At 60.1% G+C, this 18,732-nt stretch carries 18 protein-coding genes; 10 read left to right on the forward strand and 8 right to left on the reverse strand.

What is annotated here, in order from left to right:
* Positions 1-55 precede the first annotated feature (55 nt).
* Positions 56-829: a FadR/GntR family transcriptional regulator gene (locus tag O3306_RS12325; protein WP_272007682.1), complete on the reverse strand. Its 774-nt coding sequence runs from the start codon at positions 827-829 to the stop codon at positions 56-58.
* Between the two features lie 438 nt (positions 830-1,267).
* Between O3306_RS12325 and O3306_RS12330 the strand changes: the two genes are divergently transcribed.
* The 4 genes from O3306_RS12330 to O3306_RS12345 all read left to right on the forward strand — a co-directional run bounded on the left by O3306_RS12330 (position 1,268) and on the right by O3306_RS12345 (position 4,935).
* A complete protein-coding gene (locus tag O3306_RS12330) occupies positions 1,268-1,615 on the forward strand; it encodes a RidA family protein (RefSeq protein WP_272007685.1) in 348 nt (115 codons plus the stop codon).
* Positions 1,616-1,931: 316 nt separating this feature from the next.
* Positions 1,932-2,672, forward strand: coding sequence for an SDR family oxidoreductase (locus O3306_RS12335; protein ID WP_272007687.1), 741 nt, complete (start codon positions 1,932-1,934; stop codon positions 2,670-2,672).
* 24 nt (positions 2,673-2,696) lie between these two features.
* Entirely contained in the window at positions 2,697-3,446 is a 750-nt protein-coding gene (locus O3306_RS12340; protein ID WP_272007690.1) for an SDR family NAD(P)-dependent oxidoreductase, read from the forward strand.
* 271 nt (positions 3,447-3,717) lie between these two features.
* Entirely contained in the window at positions 3,718-4,935 is a 1,218-nt protein-coding gene (locus tag O3306_RS12345; RefSeq protein WP_272007693.1) for a Vgb family protein, read from the forward strand.
* 150 nt (positions 4,936-5,085) lie between these two features.
* Here O3306_RS12345 and yczE read toward each other — a convergent pair whose 3' ends face one another.
* Positions 5,086-5,679: a membrane protein YczE gene (gene yczE / locus O3306_RS12350; protein WP_272007696.1), complete on the reverse strand. Its 594-nt coding sequence runs from the start codon at positions 5,677-5,679 to the stop codon at positions 5,086-5,088.
* 235 nt (positions 5,680-5,914) lie between these two features.
* Here yczE and O3306_RS12355 point away from each other — a divergent pair, with 235 nt between their 5' ends.
* The 3 genes from O3306_RS12355 to O3306_RS12365 all read left to right on the forward strand — a co-directional run bounded on the left by O3306_RS12355 (position 5,915) and on the right by O3306_RS12365 (position 9,259).
* Complete coding sequence (locus O3306_RS12355) at positions 5,915-6,430, forward strand: cell wall hydrolase (protein ID WP_442969998.1); 516 nt, start codon at positions 5,915-5,917, stop codon at positions 6,428-6,430.
* 200 nt (positions 6,431-6,630) lie between these two features.
* On the forward strand, positions 6,631-8,421 hold the full coding sequence (ade, locus tag O3306_RS12360) for an adenine deaminase (RefSeq protein WP_272007699.1): 1,791 nt from the start codon (positions 6,631-6,633) through the stop codon (positions 8,419-8,421).
* A gap of 220 nt (positions 8,422-8,641) precedes the next feature.
* The gene (locus O3306_RS12365) at positions 8,642-9,259 is read left to right on the forward strand and encodes a hypothetical protein (protein WP_272007702.1); all 618 of its coding nucleotides are present in this window, start codon (positions 8,642-8,644) and stop codon (positions 9,257-9,259) included.
* A gap of 10 nt (positions 9,260-9,269) precedes the next feature.
* Here O3306_RS12365 and O3306_RS12370 read toward each other — a convergent pair whose 3' ends face one another.
* Positions 9,270-10,247, reverse strand: a complete 978-nt coding sequence (locus O3306_RS12370; RefSeq protein WP_272007705.1) for a hypothetical protein — start codon at positions 10,245-10,247, stop codon at positions 9,270-9,272.
* 70 nt (positions 10,248-10,317) lie between these two features.
* Between O3306_RS12370 and O3306_RS12375 the strand changes: the two genes are divergently transcribed.
* Both O3306_RS12375 and O3306_RS12380 read left to right on the forward strand, forming a co-directional pair.
* A complete protein-coding gene (locus tag O3306_RS12375) occupies positions 10,318-11,022 on the forward strand; it encodes a hypothetical protein (RefSeq protein ID WP_272007707.1) in 705 nt (234 codons plus the stop codon).
* 65 nt (positions 11,023-11,087) lie between these two features.
* Entirely contained in the window at positions 11,088-11,951 is an 864-nt protein-coding gene (locus tag O3306_RS12380) for a hypothetical protein (protein WP_272007710.1), read from the forward strand.
* A 24-nt stretch (positions 11,952-11,975) separates the two neighbouring features.
* Here the strand turns inward: O3306_RS12380 and O3306_RS12385 are convergent, their stop codons facing one another.
* Positions 11,976-13,112: an acyl-CoA dehydrogenase family protein gene (locus tag O3306_RS12385; protein WP_272007713.1), complete on the reverse strand. Its 1,137-nt coding sequence runs from the start codon at positions 13,110-13,112 to the stop codon at positions 11,976-11,978.
* Positions 13,109-14,284 (reverse strand): CaiB/BaiF CoA transferase family protein, encoded by a 1,176-nt coding sequence (locus tag O3306_RS12390; RefSeq protein ID WP_272007716.1) that lies wholly within the window; start codon positions 14,282-14,284, stop codon positions 13,109-13,111. The genes O3306_RS12385 and O3306_RS12390 overlap by 4 nt, the downstream gene beginning before the upstream one ends.
* An 80-nt stretch (positions 14,285-14,364) precedes the next feature.
* On the opposite strand from O3306_RS12390, the gene O3306_RS12395 reads away from it, so the two are divergent.
* Positions 14,365-15,258, forward strand: a complete 894-nt coding sequence (locus O3306_RS12395; protein ID WP_272007718.1) for a LysR family transcriptional regulator — start codon at positions 14,365-14,367, stop codon at positions 15,256-15,258.
* Between the two features lie 27 nt (positions 15,259-15,285).
* Here O3306_RS12395 and O3306_RS12400 read toward each other — a convergent pair whose 3' ends face one another.
* From O3306_RS12400 to O3306_RS12410, 3 genes are read right to left on the reverse strand one after another with little or no spacing between them, the layout of a single operon-like run.
* Entirely contained in the window at positions 15,286-16,911 is a 1,626-nt protein-coding gene (locus O3306_RS12400) for an ABC transporter ATP-binding protein (RefSeq protein WP_272007721.1), read from the reverse strand.
* Positions 16,908-17,747 carry an ABC transporter permease gene (locus tag O3306_RS12405; protein WP_272007724.1) on the reverse strand — a complete coding sequence of 280 codons (840 nt, stop codon included), beginning with the start codon at positions 17,745-17,747 and terminating at the stop codon, positions 16,908-16,910. The genes O3306_RS12400 and O3306_RS12405 overlap by 4 nt, the downstream gene beginning before the upstream one ends.
* Positions 17,744-18,715: an ABC transporter permease gene (locus O3306_RS12410; protein WP_272007727.1), complete on the reverse strand. Its 972-nt coding sequence runs from the start codon at positions 18,713-18,715 to the stop codon at positions 17,744-17,746. The genes O3306_RS12405 and O3306_RS12410 overlap by 4 nt, the downstream gene beginning before the upstream one ends.
* Positions 18,716-18,732 lie beyond the last annotated feature (17 nt).

The raw sequence follows: 18,732 nt of genomic DNA on the forward strand, positions 1-18,732 counted from the left end.
AGCTGGTAGGCAACCTGAAACCGTAAAGCGCGCGATATCACCATATATTTGGGCGTCAAACCGTATCGACGTCCTTAAGAAAGTCCATGAACGAGGTTTCTCTGCCGTCCATCCGGTCCTTGGCAACCACTTTGCGCGACAAGGCGCGCAAACGCCCGAGGCTGTTCAGTAGATGAACCCGCATCGCGTTGTGCGCTGCTTGCGGATCCTGCTCTTCAATGGCCACGACGATAGAATTGTGCTCGGTGTGGATCTCTTCGTAATATTGTTCTTTGAAATCCTGCGAAACCAGCGTGCTAAGTTGGAACCGTCGCGCAAACGTCGGCTCAAGGAATTTCAGGAAGCGGTGGAAGTAGGGATTCTGTGTGCCCTGCGCGATGGCCAGGTGAAACTCGAAATCGTAATGCACTTCGACGATGTCGGGATCACTATGGCGCGCGTCTACCTCCTCCATCACGCGGCGAATATTGCGCGCGTCCTCGTCCGAGCGCCGTTCGGCGCAAAGCCCGGCGGATTCCACCTCGATGGCAAGGCGCAGTTCCAGGATGGCAATGGTTTCGGGCAAGGTGTTCAGCGCGTCCGAGTTTAGCTCGAACTTGGACGAGAAGGGGTATTTGGAGACGAACATGCCGCGCCCCTGACGCGATACCAGTATCCCGTCCGAACGCAGCTGCGCGACAGCCTCACGCACCACTGTACGGCTGACCTCGAACTGCTCGCACAGCTCTGTTTCGGTGGGCAGTTGCTCGCCCGGCTTCAGAGAGCCGTCGAACACGCGTTTCGACAGATCTTCGGCCACGATTGCTGTCAGAGTCTTGCGCCGCGCCATAGTTCGCTCCTCTTGGTATGCTTCGGTTCGGTCACGCGATCTGCGGATATCAGAATTTCTATAAACTGAAAGCGGCACAGCAATTGCGCTGCAGGCTGCGCGGTTCAGCGTCACGACGCACTTCATTTATTACGCCACCCAACAAATGCGGACAACGTGTTGCACAACCACTATTATGTCATATGATGTATTACAAATTCAAGCCTCGGAGTTGCGGAACATTGCGGCACTTGTCGATCTCGCCCGAGGCGATGACACCACATCGAAAATTGGCTCGGAACCGGCAGGCAGGAAAGGACCGCTGGTGTCCTGGTCTTCGCGGCATTTCCCAAGCTTGATGCAATCAAAGCGCGGACAATCCCGAGAGTTTTCATCCACCTCACTAACCCCGAACCGCTTCCCGGTTTTTCCCCGGAGCGCATTTTGAAAGGAACCAGAATGACCGAAATTAACCGCTACGCTTTTGACACCCGCGTGCATCATGGCGTGATTCATAATGGCACTGTCTACCTGACCGGCCAGGTCGCCGAGCCTGGCCAATCGGCAGCGGACCAAACCCGCGAAGTTTTAGCCAAGATCGATGATCTTCTGGCACAGGCTGGCACTGACAAAACCAAGATCTTGCACATCCAGATGTGGTTGGATGATGTGCGTGACTTTGATGAGGTCAACGTCGTTTATGACGCATGGATGCCTATGGAACATGCTCCTGCCCGTTCCTCGGGGCAAGGACGCATGGCCAAGCCCGGCATGTTGATCGAAATGATCGTAACGGCCGCGATCTAACAGATCTAGCGATTGCTATCAGCGTCGAAACTTAACGAGCCGTGCTCCCGACTGGCACGGCTCCATGACGTGCGCAACAACCGGCCGCGACGAAGAACAAGAGTCGCATCGAAACAGCCGCCGCTCTGGTTTGATCCCAATCAGCAGATTGCCCAAACATCACATGCATCCCACGCTTGAAACGCGCGCGGCACGCGTAGCCGTCGCGTGCGATTCAAGCGGGTCTGAAAATGTATGCGCCGGGCCATTGCAAAGCTTGCATCGGCCACAAATATTCATATGATGTCTGACAACTGAAAAAGTTGAGGAAAGCATTATGCGCAGAATTCTCGTGACTGGGGCGACGAGCGGAATTGGGCGCGCATTGGTCGAAAAATTGGCCCGGACGGATGAGGTCATTTGCATTGGCCGCAACGCGGACGCGTTGAAGGCGCTGTCGCAAATTCCCAACGTGGTTGAAGCTGTCAGTTGCGACCTGTCAGATTCGGTGGCCTGCCGCAATCTGACCGAAGGGCGCGATATCGACGTTCTGGTGAATAACGCCGGCGCTCTGCCCTCCAGTTCGGGATTTGCCGATCTGCCGCCTGAGGCGATCAACACCATGATCGACGTGAACTTCCGCGCTGTAATGCACCTGACGCAAGGCGCGTTGCGCCAGATGCAGAAGAAGGGCAGGGGCCACATTGTCTTTGTCGGCTCAAGCGCTGGGCTGTTTCCCCATCCCGGCGCCACGGTCTATGGCGCAACAAAGGCGGCAACGTCACTTTTTGCCGATGCGTTGCGCGCCGAACTGGCCGAATGGCGCATCCGCGTGACCGAGGTGGCGCCGGGCCGCACGCGCTCGGATCTTTATCGCGAGGCGATCGGCGCAGGCGCATCTGGCCAGCTTTACGACGAGTATGAACCGCTCGAGCCCTCTGATGTGGCGGATGCCATCGCTTATGCGCTGAATGTGCCGGACCATGTCGATGTTTCTCGCATCGAGATCATGCCCATAGGTCAGGTTGCAGGCGGCGGACGCACAATCAAAAAATCGGAAATGAAACAAACTTCGTAAAATTCAGGAGATACCAAGGTGGAAATGCAGGGGTTGAATGTCGCCATAGTCGGTGGCGGTTCAGGATTTGGACGCGAAATCGCGCTGATGATGGTGGCTCAGGGTGTAGAGGCGCTGGCGATCATCGACAACAATGTCGATGGTGCCAACGAGACCGTGGCGCTGGTCGAGAAAGCGGGCGGCACTGCCCACGCGATCGAGGCAGATATCGCGACGAAGGAACGTGCGCATGATGGCTTTGACCAGGCTGTTGCGGCCATGGGGCGGGTGGACAGCCTTATCAATTGCGCGGCTGTCTATCCGCGCGCGCCGCTGCTGGAGATCACGGATGAGCAGTGGGATCTCGAAAACGCCATCAACATCAAGGGCACGTATCATATGTGCGTGGCAGCGATCATGCATATGAAAACCCGTGCGAATGGCAAGGATATCGCGGGTCGGATCGTCAATATTACCTCGGTTGATGCCTTCAAAGCGCATCCGCAGAATGCGCATTATGCCGCGACAAAGGCCGCGGTCGTCAGTTTGACGCGGTCATTCGCGGCGAATGTCGCTGCTGATCAGATTCTCGTCAATTCGGTCGCACCGGCAGGGATGGCGACTGAGAAAGCTCGCTCACTCGGATTTCTGCAAGAGTTGGCGGCTGCCAATCCGCTTGGCCGGGCTGCCGAGCCGCGCGAGATTGCCGAATGGGTGCTAATTGCCGCCTCGAACCGAAACACTTACATGACCGGCGAACAGATCATTGTGTCAGGCGGCTACGTCTACGCCTGACATCGCATTTGTTTCCCTCAGGCGCGCCATAATCTGGTAGTGCCTGAGGGCGCCGACCGGTTTGGGTTTACGCGTTCCTCGAAACGCGACGCTCATGGGCAAGCTCGCGGCAGGCCAAGATGGCGATCCTCATCCGGTCGCGCGTCTGGCTGTGCTGAAGGGGGCTAACCTTGCTTCTGACGACTCGGGAAAGATGATATCGTTGTGGCTGTCAGTTGGGCAATCATGCCCGGTGAAAGGCAGGATGGTGATGCGAGGCTTTCTTCGGACGATGACCACAACCCTGATGTTGATGCCGGTTCAGCTTTCGGCGCAGGACCTGCCGCCGGGCGAGGGACGTGATCTCGTTATGTCTACTTGCGCGGGCTGCCATGGGACCCGCAACATCTATCAGTCGCTTGGATACACCGCCGCAGGGTGGAAGACACTTGCATCGACGATGGTCGATCTCGACGGGGCGCCGGATATGGACGTTATCGCCGCCTACCTGGCCGCGCATTTCCCACCCAATGACGCGCGCGCCCCGGTTCGGGTTGACGGTCCGGTGCAGATCACCTTTGAGAGCTGGTCGGGGCCGATCCTTGGCCAACGGGCGCGGGACCCGGTCGAGGCCCCGGATGGCTTAATCTGGTGGACCGGGCAGTGGGCTGATCTGGTGACACGACTGGATCCGGAAACCGGGGAGATGCGCGAATTCGACCTTCCCGCAGGGGCGCGGGCGCATACGGTGACGGCCGCCGAAGACGGCATGATCTGGTATACGGGCAACGGTAACGGCACGATGGGCCGGCTCGATCCGGAAACGGGCGAGATTACGGAATACCCGATGCCCGACCCGGCTGCAGGCGATCCGCATTCGGCCATCGTCGCGCCGGATGGGCGGGTCTATTTCACCGTGCAGCGCGGCAACATGGTCGGCCGGCTCAATCCCGTATCAGGTGTTGTCGATCTCGTGACCATGCCGGTGCAGCGCGCGCGCCCCTACGGCATCAAGCAGGCCCGGGACGGCACGATTTGGGTGGGGGCGAACGGATCGAACCATTTGTTCAGTCTCGATCCCGAGACCCTTGAAATTACCAGCCATGAGATCCCGGATGCCGATAGCCATGTCAGACGACTCGACATCGCACCGGACGGCAAGGTCTGGTATGTCAATTCGGGCCGTGGCCGCATAGGATATCTCGACCCTGAAACCGACGAACTACGCGAGTGGCCCAGCCCGAGCGGGCCGAATTCGCATCCCTATGCCATCGCCTGGTTCGACAACGCGGTGTGGTACAATGAATCCGGCATGCGGCCGGATATGCTGGTCCGCTTCGATCCCATTGCCGAAAGCTTCCAGAGCTGGCCGATTCCCTCCGGCGACATCCATGCCGGGATCCTTCGACATATGCGGGTCACTCGGGACAGGTCTGCTCTTTTGATCCACCAGAGCGCAACGAACACTATAATGCGCGTCCGGCTGCGTCGGGATGCATTGTCTGACTAGCGAGGGATCTGCCTCCCGGATCTTGTCAGGCGGTACAGAACACCGGCATGGCGGTGACGTAGATGGTGTTTCCTATATGCTGGGGGATTGGGCGAGGTAGGTGTTCCCACAGCCAGTTTGCGGTGAAACTCCGCGATGGCCCGGCTGATATCACCTCGCGGTGCTGCGGGACTGTAGAATTTGCATCCCGATCGCCATTGCTGGCCCAATACCCAAGGCAAAGAAAACCGTGCCGAGGCCAAGCGTACCGCCCAAGGTCCAGCCGATCGCGATGACCGACAATTCGATCAACGTGCGCACCAGTGCGATGGGCAGGCGTGTGACGCGCTGAAGTCCGGTCATGAGGCCATCTCTGGGGCCCGGGCCGAGGTTCGCGACCAAGTAGATCGCACCGCCGAAGCCGGTCACGAGCACACCGACCAGAGCCAGCGCGGCATTCGCAAGGTAGGTTTCAAACCGGGGCAAATAGGGCAGCAAGAATTCCAGTACCAGCGCAATTATGATCGCGTTGAGGATCGTTCCGATACCGGGTATCTGCCTGAGTGGAATCCACAGGATCAGGACGGATACGCTGATGACAAAAGTCGCGAATCCCAGACTCCATCCTGTGACATTGGTCACGCCTTCGGCGAACACGGTCCAGGGGCTCACGCCAACGCCAGCGGTGACCAGAAGCGCTTCTCCCAGACCGAAGACCACTAGGCCAATTGCGAGAAACACGACCGACGCCAGAGGCGGCTTCATGGTGAAGGCCTTTGGCGAACTCCAGCTGAGCTTTGGAACTGAAGTAACCGAAAGAAAGCTCAAGGCGACACCCGGGAAAAGCGTTAAGTGATCAAAACTTGTGCCAGCTTGGAGAGTATACGGCAAGCCCGACATTTGGTGAGCAGGTGCGCATAGTCCTTGCACGTCTCAGATCTTGATGAATTAATCCGGTTCAAGCACAATCAGTACAAGAGACGTCAGGAAGGACGCGAGATTGACGCGATCTATCACCAAGCATCCGCTCTCTGCGGTACTGATCGGCCTTTCTGTTTTGGCGGGGTGCGGCAAGTCATCCCGGCCGACTCCTCCTGCTGCTGCCCACGACTGTTTGGCGCGCGCGATGTATTTTGAATCGAACCGGTCCAGCCGGGACGGGATGATCGCGGTCGGGAGCGTCGTCATGAACCGTGTTCAATCCGACCTATTCCCCAACACCATCTGCGGTGTCGTCAGCCAGAAAAACCAGTTCGCGCCCGGCGTCATGTCCCGGAAAATGGACGGTAGGTCAGCCGCCCTCGCTCGAGATGCCGCAAGGGCGGTCTACCATGGAGAGCGACACCCACATATTGCAAACGCCAAATTTTTTCACGCTGCCGGGTATCAAGCGAATTACAACAACATGCACTATGTCCTGACGGCGGGCGGAAACGCCTTTTATGAAAAACGGCGACCGGAAAAAGTGTCTGTCCCGAGACCCTTGCCGCCGACTGAAGGATTGACGGGGCAATAAGACGGTTCCGGTCCAAACCGGATTTGGACGGTCATTTCTGGATGCTTCGGTACCGGCCGGCGGCAGGCCACAATGCCAGTTCCTCTTGATGGCGCCTTGCGTTGCCTCCATGCTCTAGCTGGTGATGATCCGCTGCCGCTCGGGCCAACCAGCAAGACTTGCTGCCCCCTATCGCAGACATTAGAAAAAACGGAGTTCCTATGCCTATTCCAACATGGTCCGAATCCGCCCCCAAGCTGATTGATGTCGCGATGGGAAGAGCGCCGGCTGACAGCGTTGTCCGCGGCGGCAAATGGGTCAACGTCTATTCTGGTGAGATCATTCCCGGCATCGACATTGCCATCGTAGCCGGTCGCATCGCCTATGTCGGGAATGATGCAAGCCATACCATCGGCGATCAGACCAAGGTGATCGAGGCAAACGGGCGTTACATGGTGCCGGGCCTTTGCGATGCGCATATGCATGTAGAGAGCGGCATGGTGACCGTTACCGAATTTGCTCGTGCAGTAATTCCGCATGGCACCACGTCGATGTTTATCGACCCGCACGAAATCGCCAATGTTCTGGGGTTGCAGGGCGTGCGTCTGATGCATGATGATGCGGCAAGCCTGCCCATCAATATTCAGGTTCAGGTGCCGTCCTGTGTGCCTTCGGCGCCAGGGTTGGAGAATGCCGGCGCGGAATTCAGTATCGAGGATGTCATCGAGGCATTGGCCTGGCCACAGGTTTGTGGCTTGGGTGAGATGATGAACTTTCCCGGCGTGGCGATGAACGATCCCAAGATGATTGGCGAGATCGGCGCGACACAACAGGCAGGCAAGACCGTCGGCGGGCATTTCGCCTCGCCGGATCTGGGGCTCATGTTCCACGGTTATGTTGCTGGTGGTCCTGCCGACGACCACGAAGGCACCCGCAAGGAAGACGCGATTGCGCGTGTCCGTCAGGGCATGCGGGCGATGCTCCGTCTCGGTTCGGCATGGTATGACGTGGCCGAACAGGTCAAGGCGATCACCGAAGACGGGATGGATTCCCGCAACTTCATCCTGTGCACCGATGACAGCCATTCCGGAACGCTCGTCCATGAGGGGCACATGAACCGGGTCGTGCGTCATGCAATTGCCCAGGGCCTGAAGCCTATGACGGCGATCCAAATGGCAACGCTGAACACCGCCCAGCATTTTGGGATGGAGCGCGATATCGGGTCCATTTCACCCGGACGCCGTGCCGACATCATCCTGACTTCAGATCTGCCGTCGCTGCCGGTGGAGCTGGTCATCGCCCAAGGGGAGGTGATCGCCGAAAACGGCGTTCTGACAATGGATATTCCTGCGGCATCTTACCCCGACTTCGCCAAGAACACGGTTCATCTGGGAAAAACGCTGGCTGCAAGAGATTTCGATATTCCGGCCCCGGCAGGCGCCGAAGAGGTGCGCGCCAGAGTTATTGGTGTGATCGAGAACCAGGCTCCAACCAAGGCACTGGAAGCTGATCTGGCCGTTCGCGATGGCGTTGTGCAGATGGATGAGCGCAACGATGTTTGCCAGATCGCGCTGGTCGAGCGGCATCGTGGAACGGGCGGTGTCACGAACGGGTTCGTATCTGGTTTCGGTTACGACAGACCCTGCGCCGTCGCCTCGACCGTCGCCCATGACAGCCATCACATGATCGTGGTGGGCACGTCCAAATCAGATATGGCAGCAGCGGCCAATCACCTTGGCAAGATCGGCGGCGGCATAACTGTTTTTTCCGGTGGGAAAGAGCTGGCAACCGTCGAGTTGACCATCGCGGGATTGATGTCGGACGAGCGCGCGGAAACCGTCGCGAAGAAAGCCTCTGCGTTGGTCGACGCAATGAAAGACTGCGGATGCACATTGAACAATGCCTACATGCAGCACTCGCTGCTGGCGCTGGTGGTGATTCCGGAAATCCGGATATCCGATCTTGGGATCATTGATGTGACGAAGTTCGAAAAGGTCGATCTGTTCGTGTGATTTCTGCGCGCAGATGTTGTTTCCATCGGTTCTCCGAATAACTCTGCGTCCGTATCCGCCGCGATCCAAAGCGCCGCCCCCCAGACTGCGAAAGCGGTCGATATTGCGAACGAAATCCTTTCCGCGCTCGGCCCGGGGCGGTGAGGCCCGGGCTTGACTCAAGGTAATCTGCACGGTCTTCTGATGCGTGCGTAGACACCATTAGAATGGAACACGTTTGATGAAATTCCTGATTGCCCTGATTGCGTGTTTTCTGCCTGTGACCAGCCCTGTCGCAGCTCAATCGCTGACTCCAGAAGAGATCGCGGCGATGATTGACAAGAAAGTCAGCAACCTGAACCCGTATCAGGCGCTGCTGAATGATGCCGATCCCGAACGTGGGCGCCTTGCCATGGAAATCATGCTGGAGAGCGGCGATCCGGAACTGATGCGCATGGCGCTGGAGTTCGGGCTGCTGTCGCCCAACCCGACCGTCAAGAGAACGGCGTTTGAGGCGTGGCTAAAGTCCGGGCCTATCCTGTCAATTCGGTTTGACGGAACGAATTTGAAGGACGCCTATTTTTCCCGCACTGTGACGGGCTACTGGAATGGAACGCAAAGCGACGGAATCGGGTACTGGCGCATCCCGGTGGGGCCCTATTTGCCGGAACAGAAATGCTTTTCGAACACCACCTATACAAGTGATTGCTTCATTACCGTCAATAGTGATGGTGTCTTTCTGACACCCCGGGCGATGAATGCGCGGGCGATCATCACTGAAGCGGGCGCTTTGGAAGGGACCGGAACGCTGACCAACGTGGGTGATGCGATCCCCTTTTCGGTCCAGTTGATCGACTGATGCGGGCGCGTCAGTAAGCGGTGACGCTGTCGATGACGACATCACCGCTGCCCCATGTGTCCAGAATGATCACCTTCAGGTAGCGCAGGTTTCTGGGGGCCAACACCCCGGTGTCGAACACGCCGTCGGGACCCATCTCGGCGCGGGTCCACTCGCGAAAACGCTGCCCGTTCTTGTCCACTGACCATTGCACGATCAGTGATTTAGGCGACGTTTGAGTGGCAGTGGGCGAGGCCCGGATCATCAGGCGCGAGACTGGCGTTATTTCATCGAGCGTGATGGTAAAGCTCATCCTGTGTTGCGGCGCAAAGATGAACTGCCCATCCGTTACCAGGTTTTCCGGGGCAAACTGCGGATTGGTCGGGGGCATCGTGCTTCGAAAAAAGCGCAGGGGCAGCGCATTCGGCTCGGCAATATCCGGCGTGCTCGCAGCCTCGTCTACGGGGACATAAACGCCGGCCTGTTCATCCAGGAACCGGCGCAAATGTATCAAGATCTCGCCCGAGCGCATGAACCGCGCGCGTGTCGGGTCATCCGACGTGATCGCCATGCCGATTGGCATGCCGTTGACGAATGCGAAGGCCCCCGAAGTTCCCTGCGCGATATCATCTGTGCCATCCTCCAACGTGCCCGTGAACGTTAGATAGGATCGCTCTGCGATGGTCAGGCCGCGGCGTGTCAACTCACCGCTGGGGGACAGTCGCAATAGGTCTGCCCGGTAGGCTGCCGCGGCTTTCGGGGATTCTTCCAGATCTTCGATCTTCGCGTCACAGCGGTCAACCAGACCGCCGCGCGCTATGCCGATCGACAGATCAATGCTGTCCCAGAATGGAGAGATGACCGTGGCCGTGGCGCTGTCAACCGGTGCCGCCGTCGACACGGTGACGCGTGGAAAAGGACCTGCCACATGCTTTGGCATCACGATATAGCATGTCCCGCCCCGGCCGAACATCCAGCCAAAGCCGTGTTCACCCAAACCGTTTTGCACCGAAATCGTTTGTGCGAAGGCATTCGTCGGATAGGATAATGCCAAGAGTATAAACGCCAAAGGCTTCAGCATGAAAGTTCCGATCCTACTAGTCACTTTGGCGCTTTCCCTGTTGCTTTGTCAGGCGCAGGTTGGTCAGGCAGAGGGCGCTACCGAGGTTGCACTGCAAAAATCCGATTTCAAGGAATTTCTCCGAAAAGGAGCGGATATTTCCGGTGCCGTGGTGGTCGGCGTGCAGGTTCAAACGGCCGCGCCGGATGGCCCATCCCTTATGGGTTACATTCCGCAGGCTTGGAAAGGCAGCACTATTTGCGCCCAGGTCGTCTCTGTCGATGGCCGGTACGAGGCTTATGGTCCCTATCTGGTCCCCGATGATTGGCCCGGCGGAACAACCCCGCTGGAGTTTCCGACGAAATATCAGGATCAGTTGCGCGCCTTGCCCGCGGACGGTGTCGGCGCCCTGGTCTCTCAGGGTGATTGCGGCGGACAACAGGGCGCGAGTACCGTCGCGCTTTGGAATTCGACCAGTCTGGAGACCATTGACGTGATGGTGAATTCCTTTCGCGCGGATGATGTTTTTGCCTACATCGCTGATCGCCCCCAGCCAGTGCGCTGTCAGAAGATCAATACCGAAAGCCGGATTGCGTTTGACAGCAAATGCAGCATAGACGCGCGCGACATCCATGGGGCGACAAAGATCGGGATCTATCGGATCACCGGCGGCAAACCTTCTCAGCCGACGGAATTCGACCTCTGGTTCCCCGCGATCCGCTGATGCAGGTCGTGGCCCCTCTGCAGAATGCGCTGGCAAAAATTGGAACCCATCGTATCTGGGCGCGCTTGGCGTTTGTCATCTTCATTGTGTTGATTTGCCTGGCAATCGGCTTTGGCACCATGGCGCGGGAAAGAACGTTCAGCCTGGTCGCCACGACCTTGGGCGGCGAGATTACCTTTAACGGTCAACAAAACGATTGGCAGTTCAGCGAGGTGATCCGCTGCACCATGCGGGCCAGCCCGGATTTCCGTATATCTGGTGAAGCGCGCGAAGAGCTGTGTGACAACGCGTTGTTCAAGGTGGAACATCTGAGCGACATAGTCGTGTCATGGCGTGACGCTGAAAGGATCCAGTTCCGCTCTCACCCATCGGGCGGGCTACAGATCCGTCTGGACTCGGACAGCAGAGCAGATATGCCACCGGGGTCGTTGTTGATCATCCCGCAGGCCGCATGGGCCGATCACGGTGCACTCGCTTTTCAGGGAGCTGTCCAATTGGGCGGCGAAATGGCAACTGGCAGCACCGATTATCTTCTTTCTGGCCATTGGGAAGCGTTGCAGACAGGTCTGGCGACCTCCTTGGTGCGCGACATCACGGAAGTGGTGAAAAGCGGCACGCTTGTTCGCGGGTCCACTGTTGATTTCATAAAGTCCGAGGGCAACGTGATCAGCTTTGGCCACCTGACGCCGCCCGACGAGTCTGCCACCGGCATTGAGGTCGCACTCCTCACGGAACGGGCTCCGATCGCGCTGAGAGTCAGCTACTACGGTCTGCAGGAACCAGCGATATTCAAGCCGGACTGGATCGACACGATCTCTTCCAGCACCCTGCTGGTGGCATTGGCAGCGTTGCTGTCGCTGATTGCCGGTATCGTGGGGCTGGTTCTGGCGGTGCCGGGACAACAGGAACAGGACAGCGACAGCGAATAGGGCGCGGGCGGGGGCAGTCCGTGCTCAGCTCAGCAATCCGCGCGCGATGATGGTGCGCTGGATTTCTGACGATCCTTCGTAGATGCGGAAAATGCGCAGGTCACGCAGGTAGCGTTCCAGTGGAAAATCGCGGGTGTAACCATAGCCGCCGTGGATCTGCAGTGCCCGGTCGGCAATACGCCACGCCGCTTCGGTGGCATAGAGCTTGGCGAAGGCGGATTCGGTCGAATAGCGCTCGCCGGTGCCGCGTTTCACTGCGGCCTGCATCGACAGTGCCCGCGCGGCGGCCAGTTCCGTGGCGCAATCGGCCAGCATGAATTGCAGCCCCTGAAATTCGCCGATCGGGTGGCCGCCCACCTTGCGTTCCTTGGCGTAGGAAATCGCCGCCTGCAATGCGGCAGCCGCGATGCCTGTTGCTTGGGCTGCGACTTCGATCCGGCCGTTGTCCAACACCTTCATCGCGGTGCGAAAGCCCGTGCCCTCGTCGCCTAAACGGTTCGCTTGCGGTACCCAGCAGTCGAAATTGATGCCGAATACATGCCCGCCCTTCAACCCCATCGTGCGCTCATTGGGGGCGATATCCACGCCTTGGGTGTTCTTGGGCTCGACGATAAAGGCGCTGACGCCCCTTGCCCCGGCGGCCCGGTCGGTTTTCGCGTAAACGACGATGAAATCTGCCGCCCCGGCGTTCGAGATGAAGCATTTGGCGCCCTTGATCCGATACCCGTCGCCCTCTCGGATCGCGTAGGTGCTCATGTCTGCCGGGTTGGAACCAGCCTGTGGTTCGGTCAGGGCGAAGGCGCCCAGTATTTCCCCCGCCGCTGCGTTAGGCAGAAAGCGCGTCTGTAGCTGCGCATCCCCGCCCAGAAGGATCGAATCCGTCGCCAGAAAATGCGCGGTCAGCATCGAGGCGGTCGATCCGCAGGCCCCGGCAACAGCCTCTACCGCCGCATATAACGCAGGCCCCGACAGGCCGAGCCCGCCCATCTCTTCGGGCAGGTTCATCCCCATCAGACCCATTTGCGCCATCTCAGGCAGATGCAAAGTGGCAAAGATCGCCTCTTCGTCCAGCCGTGCCGCCTGTGGGGCCAACACGTCGGCAGAGAACCGTTCGATCTGATCAATGACAGCGCGCTCTTCGTCTGAAACCGGATAGTTCATTGCGTCTCTCCTTTGGCCAGTTCGGCCAGAATATCATCTGCATCCGCATTCAATCCCGGCGCGGCCTTGCGCCCGCCGCGCGCCGCACGGTCGAAATGCACCGGTTGTTCCGGCACGTTCATATGGCCAAGGACCGGATGCACGACTTCGGAGGCCAGGCCTCGCTCGATCGCTTGCGACGAGGCCCAGGCCTGCGCGACGGACTGGATTTCAGAGGCCGGGATACCGGCTTCTGACAGTCTCGCCACGATATCGGTGACACTGCGCGCCCCGGCCCAAGCCGCGATCCGCTCGGCGAGCGCCGGCTCGTTTTCGCGGCGCAGGGGATCGGAGGTAAAGCGCGGATCACCCGCTAGTTCTGGCTGCCCAATCACCTCACAGAAGGTGGCAAACAGCCGGTCATTCAGAACCGCCACCGCAAAGTGACCATCGGCCGCTGGGTAGGTGCCGAACGGCGCGGAGAGCGAATGGCGGTTGCCGGTGCGCGTGGGCGCATCGCCCCCCATCAGGGTGCGGCAGGCCAGCAGCGGCATCATCGAGGTCAGCGCATCAAAGAGCGCGACATCCACATACCGCCCTTGGCCGGTGCGACTGCGGTCAAACAGGGCGACCATCGTGCCCCATGCGGCAAACAGGCCACCGGCCACATCGCCCAAGGCCTCGCCGATCATGGTGGGCGATCCGTCCGGTTCGCCGGTGACGTCCATCAACCCGCTCATCGCCTGAATGATGATGTCATAGGCCGGTTTGGCTGCATTTGCGCCCGTCTGGCCAAAGCCCGAAACCGACACGTAGACCAGCGCAGGAAACTCAGCCCGCAGGGTATCGGCACCCAGCCCGAGCTTTTCCATCACACCGGGTCGGAAATTCTCGACCAGCACATCGGTATCGCGCAACAGCGTCTTGATTGTGGCAATGTCCTCAGCCGCTTTCAGGTTCAGGACGATTGACCGCTTGCCCCGGTTCATGGCCTGAAACAGCAGGCTTTCGCCCCGATCGAACGGCCCGATGTGGCGATAGTCGTCACCGTGGGCTGCCTCGACTTTGATCACGTCTGCCCCCAGATCGGCCATCAGCGCGGTGCAATAGGGGCCCGCCAGAACGCGGGTGAAATCCAGAACGCGCACGCCATCGAGCGGCTTTGCGGCTGGGGAGGGTGACGGGTGCTGCATGTGTTTCTCCGGCTTGAGTTGCTGGAGACTACCGCAAGTCATGATATAGTATGAAATACAGAAACCTCATACGTTAATTAATGAAACCTATAGCCATATCCCTTCGTCAGATCGACTACGTGATCGCCACCGCCGACGGGGGCAGCACAGCTGCCGCCGCGCGCATACTGAACGTTTCACAGCCGTCTGTATCGCTGGCCATTTCCAAGGTCGAAGAGCATCTGGGTCGCCCGCTATTTGCCCGCACCTCCGGGCAAGGGGTCGTTCCCACATCTTACGGACAGCAGAAGCTGGGTGAATTCCGAGCGTTGCGCAGGCAGGCGGGGCAAGTCCTCGATGCTCAGGGCTCGGAACAGGCGGTTCTGAACCTCGGTGTCTTCTCGACCCTCGGCCCGCGTTATGCACCGTCGCTGGTCCGCAGGTTTCAGGACGCGCATCCACAGACGCGGGTCCACCTGCGCGAGGCCGATCTGGAAACCCTGTCGGGTTGGTTGGAGACTGGCCAGATCGACGTGGCGCTGACCTATGAATTCGGCCTGCCGTCGAATTTCGACATCACGCCGCTCGCCGATGTGCGCCCCTACGGACTGGTGCCAGCGGGGCACCGTCTGGCGGCTCACAACACCGTCGACATGGCCGAACTGTTGCAGGATCCGCTGATCCTGATGAGCCTGCCGCACAGTCGAGGCTATTTCCTGACACTGGCGCAAATGCACGGGGTCAGCCCGAGGATTGCCCATGAAACCGGATCGGTTGAAATGCTGCGGGCGATGGTCGCAAATGGGCTCGGTGTCGGCCTGCTGGCGACCGACATACCGCATGATACCGCCTATGACGGGCATGCCGTTATACGGATCCCGCTGGAGGGGGACCTGGCACCGCACCGCATTGCGCTGGCCAGATCGGGGCGATTGCCGTCCAGTGCCGCGGCGGATCAGTTCTGCTTTTTTGCTGCCCGCTCCTTTGAAGAGTGAGCGGCGCGCCCGACAGCTTCCGGCGCGTTATGCGCCGGAAGCCTCCAACGCCCGTTCGTACTCTTGCCCCGGGATCGCGGCGAGGAGGCTGCGGGTATAGTCGGTGTCGGGGTCATGCAGGACCTTGCCGGCGGGGCCGGCCTCGACGATGCGGCCCTTTTGCATGACGATGATGCGGTCGCAGATCCGGGCGGCCACGCGCAGGTCGTGAGTGATGAACAGCATCGACAGGTTGAGCCGCGCCTTGAGTTCGGCCAGCAGGTCCAGCACCTGTGCCTGGATCGACACATCGAGTGCCGATACCGCCTCGTCCGCGATGATGATCTCAGGCTCCAGCGCCAGCGCCCGCGCGATGCCGATGCGTTGACGTTGCCCGCCCGAGAATTCGTGCGGGAAGCGGTTCATCGCCGAGGCATCCAGGCCGACCAGGTCCAGCAAGTCGCGGGCGCGCTCGCGCGCCTCGTCCTTGGGCGTGCCATAGGCGATCAACCCCTCGGTCAGGATGCGAGACACCCGCGCCCGCGGATTGAGCGACGAATACGGATCCTGGAAGATCATCTGCAGCTTGCGCCGCTGATCGCGCAGCGCGGCGCCGGACAGATGCGCGATGTCCGCGCCGCCCACCATGACGCGGCCCCCATCCGGATCAAGCAGCCGCACAAGGCAGCGACCCACGGTCGATTTGCCCGACCCACTCTCGCCGACAATGCCGATGGTCTCGCCAGCATAGAGCTGGAAATTGACGTCCTGCACCGCCTTGACCACGCGGCGCTTGCCAAAGAGCGTACCGGAGCCGGTTGAGAACGTCTTGGTCAGGCCCTCGACGGTCAGGATCGGTTCGCGTGTCTGTTCCGCCGCGTCCTTGCGCTGGGTCAGGCGGGGGATCGCGTCGATCAGGGCGCGGGTATAGGGGTGCTGAGGCTTCAACAGCACCTCGTCCGCTGTACCGGCCTCGACGATCTCACCGGTCTGCATGACGATGACGCGGTCGGCGATATCCGCGACAACGCCGAAATCATGGGTGATGAAGATCACCGCCATGCCGCGCGATTTGCGCAGATCCTCGATCAGTTTCAGAATCTGCGCCTGCGTGGTCACATCCAGTGCCGTCGTCGGCTCGTCCGCGATCAGGATGTCAGGCTCCAGCGCCAGGGCCATGGCGATCATCACGCGCTGGCGCTGCCCGCCCGACAGCTGGAACGGATAGGCCCGGATGGCCGCCTGCGGATCGGGGATTCCGACCTCGTCCAGCAGCTTCAGCGCCCGCGCCCGCCGCTCTGGCCCCGACAGCACGCCATGCGCCTCGAACACCTCGGCGATCTGGGCACCGACCCGCATCAGCGGGTTGAGCGCACTCAGAGGCTCCTGGAAGATCATCGAGATGCGGCTGCCGCGCAGCTTCAGCATCTCTTTCTCCGACAGGCCCAGAATCTCGCGCCCGTCAAAGGTGATGGTGCCGGCGACGGGTTTGACGCCTTGCGGGAGCAGCCCCATCACCGCGTTGGCCGACATGGATTTCCCCGAGCCGCTTTCGCCGACGATGCACAGGATCTCGCCGCGATCCAGCTCGAAGTTGATATCTTTCGCGGCATATTTGCGGTCGGCCCCCTCGGGCAGGCCGATCGACAGGTCGCGGATGCTAAGCAGGCTCATTCGGATTTCCTCGTCAGGCGCGGGTTCAGCGCGTCGTTCAGGCCTTCGCCGATCAGGTTCAGCGCCAGCACGGTCAGCAGGATTGCCATGCCCGGCAGGAATGACAGCCACCACGCGGTGCGGATCACGGTCCGCGCAGAGCCGATCATGTAACCCCATGACATGATGTTCGGGTCACCAAGGCCCAGAAAGGACAGCGAGCTTTCCAGCAGGATCGCCTGGGCCACCATCAGCGAGGCCAGCACGATGATCGGCGGCAGCGCGTTGGGCAGGATATGGCGCAGGATGATCTGCGTGTTGCCCAGGCCCGACAGCGTTGCCGCCTCGACGAACTCGCGGGTGCGCAAGCTCAGAACCTCGCCGCGGACCAGGCGCGCGACGGGCGGCCATGACACGATCGCGATGGCAATGATGACAAAGGTCAGGCTGGGCTGGAAGATCGCCAGCAGCACGATGGCCAGGGCAAAGCTGGGGATCGTCTGGAAGAACTCGGTAAAGCGCATCAGCGCATCATCCGTGCGCCCGGCGAAATAGCCGGCACAGGCCCCGACCGGCACGCCGATGGCCAGCGCCACGATGGTCGACACGAGCCCGACCAGCAGGCTGACATAGGCCCCGTGCACCAGACCGGACAGCACGTTGCGCCCCAGCGCGTCCGTGCCCAGCATCAGCCCATCCTGCGTGAAGGGCGGCAGGAAGGGACGCTGCACCATCTTCCACGGGCTTTGTGGAAAGACGAATGGTGCTGCGATGGCAGTTGCGACCACGATGGTCAGAATGACCAGCCCGATCACGGCGCCGCGGTTATAGCGAAATCGTTTCCAGAAATCCTTCATCCTGTCAGCCTTATGCGCGGGTCAATGATGACGTAGACGACATCGGTAATGAGGTTGAACAGCAGCACCATCGCCGCCGAGATATAAAAGACGCCGAGGATCACGTTGTAATCGCGTTGATTGATCGCCTCGAACATCAGCCGCCCGATGCCGGGCCAGGCGAACACCGTCTCGGTCAGGATCGCCCCGCCAAATATCTGGCCCGCCTGCAGCCCGGCCAGCGTGATGACCGGCAAGAGCGCGTTGCGCAGGATATGGCGGCGCTGGATCACGCTCCGCTTCAGCCCCTTGGCGCGGGCGGTCTTGACGAAATCGAGCCGCGACACTTCCAGCATCGAGGCGCGCGTCATCCGCATGTAGATCGCCATGAAAAAGAGGCCGAGCGTCGTGGCGGGCAGCACCAGGTGCTTGGCCACGTCCAGTGCATGGGCAAAGCCGGTATAGCCTGCGCCGATGGTCGAGTAGCCAAAGCCGGGCAGCCAGCCCAGCCAGACCGAGAACACCAGTGCGGCCATCAGCGCCACCCAGAACAGGGGCGTGGCATAGAACAGCAGCGCCAGGGTGGAAATGATCGTATCACCCCAGCTGCCCTGACGTGCCGAGGCGGCGACGCCGGCGATCACGCCCAGCACCAGCGACAGCACGAAGGCGACGCCGGTCAGCAGCAAGGTGGCCGGCAGGCGGTCACCGATCAGCTCGGCCACCGGCATCTGCTGGCGAAAGGAGAATCCCAGGTCCAGTTGCACCGCCCCTTTGAGGTAGATCAAAAGCTGAACATAAAGCGGCTGATCAAGGCCAAAGCGCGTGCGCAGGTCGGCGAGAAACTTCTCGTCCGCAGCACCTGCCTCGCCTGCCATGACGGCGGCGGGATCACCCGGTGCGGCATGAATCAGCAGAAAGTTGAAGACAAGGATGGCAAGCAGGATAAACACCGCCTTGACCAGCCTGCCCAGAATGAAACGTATCACGCTGTTGGTCCTGTCTT

It is taken from the genome of Roseovarius sp. ZX-A-9, assembly GCF_028369135.1.
In the GTDB taxonomy this organism is placed as follows: Bacteria; Pseudomonadota; Alphaproteobacteria; order Rhodobacterales; family Rhodobacteraceae; genus Roseovarius.

Excerpts from the sequence above, each read along its gene's own strand:
- yczE (WP_272007696.1), bottom strand. The coding sequence starts at position 5,679 with ATGAAGCCGCCTCTGGCGTCGGTCGTGTTTCTCGCAATTGGCCTAGTG.
- ade (WP_272007699.1), top strand. The coding sequence starts at position 6,631 with ATGCCTATTCCAACATGGTCCGAATCCGCCCCCAAGCTGATTGATGTC.
- O3306_RS12375 (WP_272007707.1), top strand. The coding sequence starts at position 10,318 with ATGAAAGTTCCGATCCTACTAGTCACTTTGGCGCTTTCCCTGTTGCTT.
- O3306_RS12365 (WP_272007702.1), top strand. The coding sequence starts at position 8,642 with ATGAAATTCCTGATTGCCCTGATTGCGTGTTTTCTGCCTGTGACCAGC.
- O3306_RS12325 (WP_272007682.1), bottom strand. The coding sequence starts at position 829 with ATGGCGCGGCGCAAGACTCTGACAGCAATCGTGGCCGAAGATCTGTCG.
- O3306_RS12335 (WP_272007687.1), top strand. The coding sequence starts at position 1,932 with ATGCGCAGAATTCTCGTGACTGGGGCGACGAGCGGAATTGGGCGCGCA.
- O3306_RS12390 (WP_272007716.1), bottom strand. The coding sequence starts at position 14,284 with ATGCAGCACCCGTCACCCTCCCCAGCCGCAAAGCCGCTCGATGGCGTG.
- O3306_RS12340 (WP_272007690.1), top strand. The coding sequence starts at position 2,697 with ATGCAGGGGTTGAATGTCGCCATAGTCGGTGGCGGTTCAGGATTTGGA.
- O3306_RS12400 (WP_272007721.1), bottom strand. The coding sequence starts at position 16,911 with ATGAGCCTGCTTAGCATCCGCGACCTGTCGATCGGCCTGCCCGAGGGG.
- O3306_RS12385 (WP_272007713.1), bottom strand. The coding sequence starts at position 13,112 with ATGAACTATCCGGTTTCAGACGAAGAGCGCGCTGTCATTGATCAGATC.
- O3306_RS12395 (WP_272007718.1), top strand. The coding sequence starts at position 14,365 with ATGAAACCTATAGCCATATCCCTTCGTCAGATCGACTACGTGATCGCC.
- O3306_RS12405 (WP_272007724.1), bottom strand. The coding sequence starts at position 17,747 with ATGAAGGATTTCTGGAAACGATTTCGCTATAACCGCGGCGCCGTGATC.
- O3306_RS12330 (WP_272007685.1), top strand. The coding sequence starts at position 1,268 with ATGACCGAAATTAACCGCTACGCTTTTGACACCCGCGTGCATCATGGC.
- O3306_RS12345 (WP_272007693.1), top strand. The coding sequence starts at position 3,718 with ATGACCACAACCCTGATGTTGATGCCGGTTCAGCTTTCGGCGCAGGAC.